Here is an 8,830-nt window from a genome sequence, read left to right on the forward strand (position 1 = left end):
GCCCGCGCTCCCCGGCAACGGCCCAGTCGTCGTCCCGGTGGGGCCTCGTCTTCTGGCCCGGACCGTGGCTCTTGTTGCTCGCGTGTTGAGCAGGCTCGGGCGAGGAAAGAAGCCGGCGGTAGGCGGACAGGGACTCGACGAGCTGGCTGTATGCCCGGTCCTGCTGGGCCAGGCCGTCTCCGAGGTCCGGGAGAGCTGTGCGCAGCAGCGCGTACGAGACCTGGGCTCGGCCGACTTCACCCCGACCAGTGCCTTCGAGCAGCTGCTGAGCGCGCTGGACCGCGTTGAGCACGCTCTCGTGTCGCTCGTCCAGCGCCGCTGCGGCTTCGATGACGCGTGTAGCGGCCTGGTGCAGCGGCCCCTCCGGACCATGTGCGAGGGCGTGCACGCTGACATCCCCGACACCGAGCACTTCGACGACGAGATAAGGCCCAGGGTGTGTGTCTGCGTCGTACGGGTTCACTCCGTCGTCTCCATCCGGGCGAGCAGGGAGCGGACCAGAGCGGGCAGGCTCCCGGGATCGTTGTCGAGCCGAGGGCGGTCGCTCACTTCGCTGAGGAGATCGGCGTCATCGAGCAGGCCGCTGGAGATCTCCATGCAGGCGTCGGTGATCCGGGCGGCGGCGAGCAGCGACTGGGAGAGAACCTCGACGTAGTCGTCCGGCGCGAGGCCGGCGGCCTCGGCTGCGTTGCGGACCGCCTCCAACTCAAGTGCGTTGAAGGCGAAGTCGAACTCGTCGCCCCGCTCAGTACCACCGGGCGCGGCGACGATCGGGGCGCGTGGCTCCGTGGGTATGCCCACGCGGGTACAGATCTCATCGACCGAGGAGGTCAGCTCGGCGAACGACTCGGTGAGCCACCCCAGCGCGGAGGCGTAGGAGGCCAGAGCGAACAGGCCCGCCGAACCAGCAGGGCGTGGCTCGGTGGCCACGAAGCCCTCGAACCGGTCGTTCAGCTCGGTGATCACGCGGGGCCCAGCGGCCAGCGGACCCAAGACGGGATGCAGGTAGGAGCGGGCGGCGGCCGTCGGGTACTCGGCGGCAGGGATGCCGCCGACGTTCTGAGCGGCTTTGGTGAGGAGATCCGCCAGCTCTGAACGGGTGAGCGCAGTACGGTCGTTGGTCATCGTTGGGCGACCTTTCGAGAAGCAGTGGCCGAGGGCGGCGCTGGTGACGGGGCAGCCGCGCGGCCCGTTGTCGGCCGTTCGGTGGTGAGCGTCGAGCGAGACCGGGCGGCCTGCACGCGGGCCTCCGTGGCGGAGTCCGGGCCGACCCCTTGCTGGGGCTCGGTCCGTAGGTGGGCCGCGCGGTAGACCGCGTAGTCCTTCCGGCTGCCAGCCGCCACGAGGTAGATCTCGCGCTTGTGGGTCGAGGTCGGTGGCGCTTGGCGGAACTGGATGACCAGCCGGTAAGAGACCTCCGGGTCGACGTACACCTTGTGGAAGCCGGCGAGACGGCCCTTCAACGGCAAGCAGTCGTCGCTTCCGTGGACCAGGTTCTGCAGCTCCAGCAAGGCCAAATCGCGCATCTCGGCAGGGAGTTCCCGCAGATCGGCGATGGCGTCAGGGTGCGCGGCGAAGGCGAAGCGGGCGCGGCTCACAGCAGCCTCCCCTGGACCGCGCGCTGAACCGGTACCGCCGCTGACGCGCGGGGCGCGTCGAGCCCGGTCTGCGGTGTCGGAGAGGTGCCGGCGGACCGGGAAAGGGCGATGCGGGCGATGCGGGCGATGCGGGCCCGGACGACAGCACCGTTGTGGTCGCTGTACTCCGGAGGCTCGTGCAGCGGTTCGCTGCGCTCGTCCAGCCAGGTCTGGGCGACGCCGACGTCGGGGAAGGCGCCCTCGCGCATCGTGTACGTGCCGGCACCTGGTTCCACTCCTCGTAGAAGAGGCGAACCGGTGCCTGGGTGGCCTGGGAGTCGTTGACGAGTGTCCACGCCTCGCTGGGATTGTCGTCAGAGGTGTAGATGTCGAGGACCTCGTAGCGGGTGCCCGACTTCTGGATCTGCTGTTCCACCTGGACGGTGAGGTCGTCGGCGGGCTCGACGTAGTCGCCACCGCGCAGTGCGATCCGTTCGAGCGGGCAGCCGCGTTCTGCCAGCCAGTTCTGCGCGAAGGACGCCGCGGCGTGGTGACTCGTCTCGAACGTGAACGTGGACTGCCCCAGATCCCGAGCGACCGCGATCGCAACAAGCTGTGGCTCGCCGGGTGCCCCCAAGTGACCGATCGGTCGTGGGCGAGGACGAAGCTGTGCGAACCGTTGGGCGTGGTGTGGTGCTGGGACAGCACCGTCAAGTCGCCAGCCCAGAGAGCCTCCATCGCCTCCGCGGAGTCGTCGTCGACCGGCGAGAGATCGTCGAGGCCGAAGTCGAGAATGTCGTTCACGCCGCCACCCCCGCCTGCTCGGGCGCCGGGGTGGCCAGCACCCGGTGATTGGGGCGAGTTGCGCTGGTCGTGCAGGCCGCGAACGGTCCGTCCGGCGCACGCAGGTGCGCCAGGGTCTGGTCCAGGTGGTCGCGGTGCCAGGTCGAGGGGCCGGACAGGCCGGCCTCCGTGTCAGTGAACTGCTGCCAGGCGAGCCAGAGTGCGTGGAGCCGGGCGACAGCCTCGGGGTGTTCGTGCCAGTGCGCGCACCAGGGACGACTCGTGCTGATCTCCCGGCCGTACACCGGCAGGAAGAGGTAGTGCACCCAGTCGCTGAGGGCAGCGAGTTCGACGGCATATTCCTTGCCGCCCAGGGCGAGGATGAACACCGAGGCAGGGTCGTCGGGCTTCTTCCCGTCAGCCGCCTCGGCTTCCGGAGCGCCGTCCGGCGGCTGGATGGCGCCGGATTCGGGCTCGGAGCCGAGGCGGTCGAGGATGACGCCGTGCTGCCTGACCTCGGCCATGGTCTTGGCGAGGGTGCTGGCGAGGTCGTCGAGGTCTGCGTCGGGGACGCGGTACGGCTCGGGACCGGGGGAGGTCGGGCTGGTGTCGGCCATGGGGGTGTGCTCCATCTGTGAGACGGCGACATGCCCGAGAGGATCCGGAGAATCAGCGGTTTGGTCCGGCCGGAAAAACGCGGTAGTGGAGCGCTATCGGTCGGCGCAGCGGGGACAGCGGGGGAAGGGTGGTGCCAGCAACTGCAAGGCGCGCAAAGCCTGTTGTGGGACAACGCCGTTGCCGAGCGCGGTGAGCTGTGCTGGACGGCCGAGCCCCGGAGTCGCGGTGACCCAGCCGGCGTCGAGGCCCTGCATCCACTCCACGAAGTCCGCGCGGAGCCGACCGGCGCCGTCCGTGGGGGCCGGGGCCGGGCGGGTGAGGCTCTCCCATCGGGTGATGGCGGATCCGTACGCTCCCCATCGCCTGTCCGCGCCCCCGCCTCCGGCGTCTCCTCCGCCCACAGGGGCAGGACCACCGCCGACAAGGGAGGCCGCCATCCCTTCCCGGGGCGGCGGCCCGGGGTGCCCGTGTCGCTGGCCCTCGGCGTCGGCAACAGAGACGCCGCGGCACTGGGCAGGGTCATGTCGCCATTGCCGTGCCGCTGGTTCGGCGACCCCTTGATTCCGTGACAGCCGTGAGTACGAGATTGCCGAGGGTACTTTGGTAGGAAGTCGGGCTGTTACCACTGGTTGAGCTGGGCTCGCAGCTCGGGTTCCACCCTGGGCCTGGAGCACAGCGGCAGGACGGCCTGTTGAGATGCGGAATGATCGACCTGTCACGCGCAACGTCGGTGTACTGTCCGTCGATGAGCACCCGCGCCAGGAATAGCGCCCCCTGCGTTGATTGCCGAGAAGTATCTGGGTACATCCGCCGGCGCCTATGTGGACGCTGTTACCAGAGGTACACGCGTGAGGGCATCCCCTTCCCGGTGCCTGCCGACGCTGGCTACCGAAATACCCCCCTGAGCCTCGTGGTGGTTGCTAACAACACGCGAGAGCGGGATGGCGGGTGTCTCATCTGGCAGGGGTCCTTGAACAAGGATGGCCACCCAATTTGGTTCGAGCCGGACGCCGAGAGGGGCAGGGGTTCGAAGCGAATCGTGGTCGCCCGTTGGCTCTACGAGAGCAAGAATGATCAACTCGTCAAAGGGCAGATACTTAGGCGCACTTGTGGGAACAGGCGTTGCGTATCCGTAAGCCACGCTTCAGCAGGCAAGGTCCGCCGGTACCAGAAGCCGGGCGAGGCTGAGATCCCTAGCCACTGCGTGAACGGCCACGAGCTGAACGACGAGAACCTCTACAAGCAACCGAACCGCAAGGCCTGGGAATGCAGGCAGTGTGGCTGGGAGTCGAAGAAACGCAACGCTCATAAGCATCCTCTCAGGGACGTTAGGGAGCCCTACCGCGGGACCGAGAAACACTGCCACAACGGTCATCCGTACGCCGACGTGGGGTTCTTCATTGAGAACGGCTCTCGGGTGTGCAAGACGTGCAAGTGGCTCAAGGACCAGAAGTCGGCGATGCGCCGTCTCTACGGCTTTGCATACGACCGGTACCTGGCCATGCTGGAGGAGCAGGAGTATCGCTGCTGGATCTGCCGCGAACCTTTCGAGATCCGAAGCAGCAACCTGAGCCCTCATGTCGACCACTGCCATACCAGCAGCAAGGTGAGGGGCCTCCTGTGCCGGGCCTGTAATTTGGCATTGGGGCACTTCAAAGATGATGTTGACCGGCTGCGGGCTGCGATCCAGTACATCGAGCTCCATGGGAAATAGCCGCTGGCCTGGTTCCTACATGGAGCTAGGTGTGTGCTCGGTCGCGCTTCACCGTAGATCAAGGCGAGTTCCAGGGGAGCAGAAGAGAGCTGGTGGGGAGGGGGTCTCACGGGTGGCCGCGCGAGGGTGGTCGGGCTGCTGACAGCGTGGGGAGACGGCTGGCCGGGGCTGGGGGTGACGCGCCTGGGCGTGGTGTGCTGCGGGCGCGGGCGGCCTTCACTCGGTCGGGCGGCGGCTCGGCCGTCGGCGGCGCGGATGCCGTGGCCTTCGGAGCCGGACTGCTGTTCGCGGTGGCCCAGCGGGCACGTACCTCGTCGAGCGGACCGAGTTCGTGCAGGGCGTGGTTGATCAGCCGGCCGGGCCCCAGAACCTCGTCCTGGGCCAGAGTTCGGATGGCTCGCGCGGAGGCGGCGGCGGTGCGGGTGACGGAGGAGCGCATCACCCGCTGTCCGAACCAGTCAGCGCTTCCGGGGACCATGCCTTCGCAGACGGCGGTCAGCTGCTCGCTCGACACAGTGCCGTCGGCCAGCAGACCGCGTCGCTGGGCCTCCCAGAGCAGGGTGATCCGGTCGATGGGTTCGCCTCGGTGGTGCAGCGCGCCCAGGCACCGGTAGAGCTGCCCGTGGGTAGGGTCGGCGAAGTCTCCCGGCCGCAGCCAGGCCACCACCTCGCCCATGGCCCCGGGCTGTTCGGCGAGGACGGCCAGGAGGAACCGCTCGTCCTCGGCGACTTGGCCGCTCTGCGCCGGAGGCGGGATGTCCGTGGCGGCAGAGGGCCCAGCGGTAGGTGGGACCGGTCGAGGGTCGGTTCCCCAGCGTCGTGCAAGGTCGGTGAGTACGCCGGTCAGGACGTCCGCCGTGCGCAAGGCTCCCTCGACTTCGACCTCGCCCTGGACGGCGTCGGCCCGAGCCGCTTGGTGGAGACGGATCGCGTGCTGGGCGACGGTGCGGTGAATCGCCCCCTCCAGCACCATGCGTCCGTACACCGGTGCGTGCTCGGTTCGGGGACACGCCTGGATCAGAGTGTGGGCGTACGCCGCGGTCAGCCCGCGCACGTGCTGTCCGGCCTCCTCGACTGCGTCGGTCACCCACGACAGCGGCAACGGACCATCGGCCGAGAGCGCGGGATGCCCGTCGTTGCGCAGCTTGCGGAGGGCGGCGAACAGCGCCTGGTGGACGGGCCGATAGAAGTGGTCCGCAGCGAGCCACTCCAGGTGCGTGAGCTGCTTGGGGTCGAGGAGGGCGGCACCGATGACCGCCTGCTCGGCACTCATCAGTGGGTTCACCGCCGGCCTCCGGGATCAACGGAGGACGCCTCGTCCTGCCGGATGAGGAGGTCGGTGACTGCCTGGTCGGCAGCGGCCATCGACAGCGCGAAGTCGTCCAGGGCGGCGGTGAAGGCGGGATCGGAGGCGGGGACCGAGGCGGCCCCGCCGTCAAGCCACCACCGGCCACCGCGCAGGACGACCGGAGCGTGGGCCAACCGCCCTTGCTGTGGTGTGGGCGCGCTCATGCCGACAGTCCAAGATCGTCCTGGTCGATGCTTTTCGCGAGGGCACGCTCGGTGATGGCCTTCGTGGCGCGAGCGGAAGCCGGGCCGACCACCTTGGCGGAGGGCTCCTTGTACCAGGGCTTGAGGTTGAGCATGGCGACCCGGATGCCGGTGGCCAGCAGCAGAACCTTGCCCTTGGGTAGGGCGCGGATGGCGTCCGGCGGAAGGATCCGCTCCGTGCGCATGCTCACCGAGGTGGACTTGCCGCCCTCGCTGGTCGACACCGAGGTGGTCTGGACGTCGTGATCGCCGACCTGACGGCTGAGCCGGTCGGCGAAGTCCGCGTCATCGATGCCAGATCCGATGATCTTGATGGTGGCGGCGGAGTACAGGGCGTCCATACCGGCCTCGCCCCAGCACCGCTGGCCCTGACGGTAGGACTGCAGGATCGTCATCGGGATGACGCCTCGGCTGCCCAGGTGGCTGTAGAGATCAGGGAGGTCCGAGATACGGCAGACGTTCGCCGCCTCGTCGAGGACGCACAGGGCGGGCGGGTCGAGTCGCCCGCCGGAGCGCTCGGCCACGATCACGGCCGCGCGCATCACGGCGTCGGCCGCTGCCGCGATGATCGCGGACGCGCTGCCGCCGCCGTCCTTGCTCAGCAGGTACAAGGTGTCGCGGGACGTGGCGAAGGCGAACGGCTGGAACTCGGGAAGGTCGTCGTTGGGGGTGACCCAGGCGGCGACGTCCGGGTCGAGCAGGCAGCTCGCGTACTGCCTCGCGGTCTCATAGATGCCGTCGCGCGTTTCGGTCGCGCCGGAGACGGTGCCCTGGAGCTGGGCGGCGACCGCATGGTGGCCGGCGTCGGTGAGCAGGTCCACCGGGGTGCGGTCGGCCGGCATCGCGAGCCAGGCCAGGACGTCGGTGATCGGCCGCCGGTGGGACGCGGCGGCGAGGAAGAGGGCACCGAGGGTGTTGCTCGCGGCGGTGGACCAGAAGTCGGAGCCGCTGGACTCGTCCACGCTCGCGGTCACGAAGTGCCCCGCCAACCTCTTAGCCCCGGCGAGATCGCGGGCGTCAGCGAGGATGTCCCACCACATCTCGCGCGGGTGGTGGGCGATCTGCTGCGGATCGAGGGTCCAGATCGTGCCGACCTCGGCACGGGCGTCCACCGTGGTGGTGAAGGCGTCGTTCGCGGCTTTGTTACTGGTGAGCAGGACTGGGCCCGGTGCCGAGAGGATCGCGGGGATCGCCAGCCCGGACGTCTTTCCGGAACGCGGGGCCATGATCGCGACGATCACGTCCTCCCAGGACGCGCGGACCTCCGCACGACCGGGATCGAGGGTGCCGAGCAGGATGCCGCGGTCAGCGGGCAGGACCTCTTTTACTCTCCCGGCCGCCCAGGCTCGGGCGCAGGCTCTTCGCCTTGGCGACGATCTCCTTGTCCAGCAGCGGCGCCAGGTCCGCCTTGCGGGCGAGGCCGGACTTGGACCCGGCACGCCAGCGCATCCACAGCACGGCAGCGGTGACGACCAGGGCAACGGTGAACAGGGCGGGGACGACGCGGGCGCCGACCATCAGCATGCTGGTGCTCAAGGCCGGCCACATCACCTCCGGGTGCAGCAGCGCGTCCGTGACGCGGAAGGGGGCCCATGTCCCGCTCCCGACGAAGGTGTTGGTGAGATTTCCGGTCAGCCAGGCCAGGGAGCCGAAGGCCATGGCGGCGCCGAGGATGCCGAACAGGAGGTAGAGGAGCGCGTCCGACCCGGTGGTGGTCGAGGGCGCGCTGGTGCGCGGGGAAGGCACGGCGGTTCCTTGGGTGTGCGAGCGGGCAGGGGCGGGGCGCGCTCGGCTCTCGTGCAGCTCATGGGGGTCCTCCTGGACGTCTGAGGCGGAACGTTTCGGCGGGGTCGGCCGGCAGAACGAGGCGCGGGCGGAGGTGCTGCGGTGGCTGGCGGACTGCCGGTCGACGGCGATGTTCCGGCGCGCGGCGAGGAGGCGCGGGCCGCCCGCTGCCGGTCTGAATCGACGTTCCGGGCAGCGGACGGCACAGGAGCAGCCTCGGCACCGAGGACATCGTCGAGCAACTCCCGGCTGCGCAAGACGTTGACCATCTGGTGGTGCCGGGGGTCCGTGCGCTCTGCGGGACAGGCAGCGAGACCGTCCTCGGCGACTTCCAACTGCTCACGGACGTCCTGGAGCATCCCGTACGCGGCTGCCAGTCGGGTCCACGTCTCGAAAGTCGGATTGTGATGCGGGTCGTCGAATTCGAGACGGGCGCGAGTCCAGTCGGCGGCAGAGGCGACGAGTTCGGTCAGCTCGGGCAGAGCCCCGACCAGTGCGCCGTTGACCTCCTCGATGATGCCCGCCACCTCATCGGGCGAGGCGTCCTCGTGGAGGCGAGAAATCATTCCGCGAACCGAGTACGGATCGGCGGAAGCGCCGGGCAGGCGCCTGATCTGCAGCGGCTTGTCGGAGCCCGGTGCCGCGCTGCGGTGGGCGAGCCGGATGTTGTGCTGCATGGCCGCACCGACGGCCTCGCCGATGCTGGAGTAGCACTCGGGCACGTTTGCCTCTTCCGGTGAGTGGTCCTTGACGGGTGAGTCGAGCGGGGGCGCGCGACGTACTGGAGGCCGACGGCGGAGAG

General features: G+C 69.2%; 7 protein-coding genes and 1 pseudogene. 1 reads left to right on the top strand and 7 read right to left on the bottom strand.

The genetic code is table 11. The features are described from left to right. Positions 1 to 459: 459 nt before the first annotated feature. The 4 genes from B9S57_RS08770 to B9S57_RS08785 all read right to left on the bottom strand — a co-directional run bounded on the left by B9S57_RS08770 (position 460) and on the right by B9S57_RS08785 (position 2,977). Positions 460 to 1,125 (bottom strand): hypothetical protein, encoded by a 666-nt coding sequence (locus B9S57_RS08770; protein ID WP_103514966.1) that lies wholly within the window; start codon positions 1,123 to 1,125, stop codon positions 460 to 462. Further along, positions 1,122 to 1,598, bottom strand: a complete 477-nt coding sequence (locus B9S57_RS08775; RefSeq protein ID WP_103514967.1) for a hypothetical protein — start codon at positions 1,596 to 1,598, stop codon at positions 1,122 to 1,124. Before B9S57_RS08775 ends, B9S57_RS08770 begins: the two co-directional genes overlap by 4 nt. Further along, positions 1,595 to 1,873, bottom strand: coding sequence for a hypothetical protein (locus B9S57_RS35295; RefSeq protein WP_258036305.1), 279 nt, complete (start codon positions 1,871 to 1,873; stop codon positions 1,595 to 1,597). Before B9S57_RS35295 ends, B9S57_RS08775 begins: the two co-directional genes overlap by 4 nt. Before the next feature lie 504 nt (positions 1,874 to 2,377). After that, positions 2,378 to 2,977: a DUF4913 domain-containing protein gene (locus B9S57_RS08785; protein ID WP_103514968.1), complete on the bottom strand. Its 600-nt coding sequence runs from the start codon at positions 2,975 to 2,977 to the stop codon at positions 2,378 to 2,380. 971 nt (positions 2,978 to 3,948) lie between these two features. Here B9S57_RS08785 and B9S57_RS34865 point away from each other — a divergent pair. Beyond that, the gene (locus B9S57_RS34865; RefSeq protein WP_219818555.1) at positions 3,949 to 4,692 is read left to right on the top strand and encodes an endonuclease VII domain-containing protein; all 744 of its coding nucleotides are present in this window, start codon (positions 3,949 to 3,951) and stop codon (positions 4,690 to 4,692) included. Between the two features lie 106 nt (positions 4,693 to 4,798). Here the strand turns inward: B9S57_RS34865 and B9S57_RS08800 are convergent, their stop codons facing one another. The 3 genes and pseudogenes from B9S57_RS08800 to B9S57_RS08810 all read right to left on the bottom strand — a co-directional run bounded on the left by B9S57_RS08800 (position 4,799) and on the right by B9S57_RS08810 (position 7,989). Next, positions 4,799 to 5,977, bottom strand: coding sequence for a DnaB-like helicase N-terminal domain-containing protein (locus tag B9S57_RS08800; protein WP_181011275.1), 1,179 nt, complete (start codon positions 5,975 to 5,977; stop codon positions 4,799 to 4,801). Then, on the bottom strand, positions 5,974 to 6,204 hold the full coding sequence (locus B9S57_RS08805; protein ID WP_103514970.1) for a hypothetical protein: 231 nt from the start codon (positions 6,202 to 6,204) through the stop codon (positions 5,974 to 5,976). Before B9S57_RS08805 ends, B9S57_RS08800 begins: the two co-directional genes overlap by 4 nt. Further along, positions 6,201 to 7,989: pseudogene (locus B9S57_RS08810) on the bottom strand (type IV secretory system conjugative DNA transfer family protein). The gene B9S57_RS08805 and the pseudogene B9S57_RS08810 overlap by 4 nt, the downstream one beginning before the upstream one ends. Between the last annotated feature and the right edge of the window lie 841 nt (positions 7,990 to 8,830).

This window comes from Streptomyces sp. SM10 (assembly GCF_002910915.1).
Classification (GTDB): Bacteria; Actinomycetota; Actinomycetes; order Streptomycetales; family Streptomycetaceae; genus Streptomyces.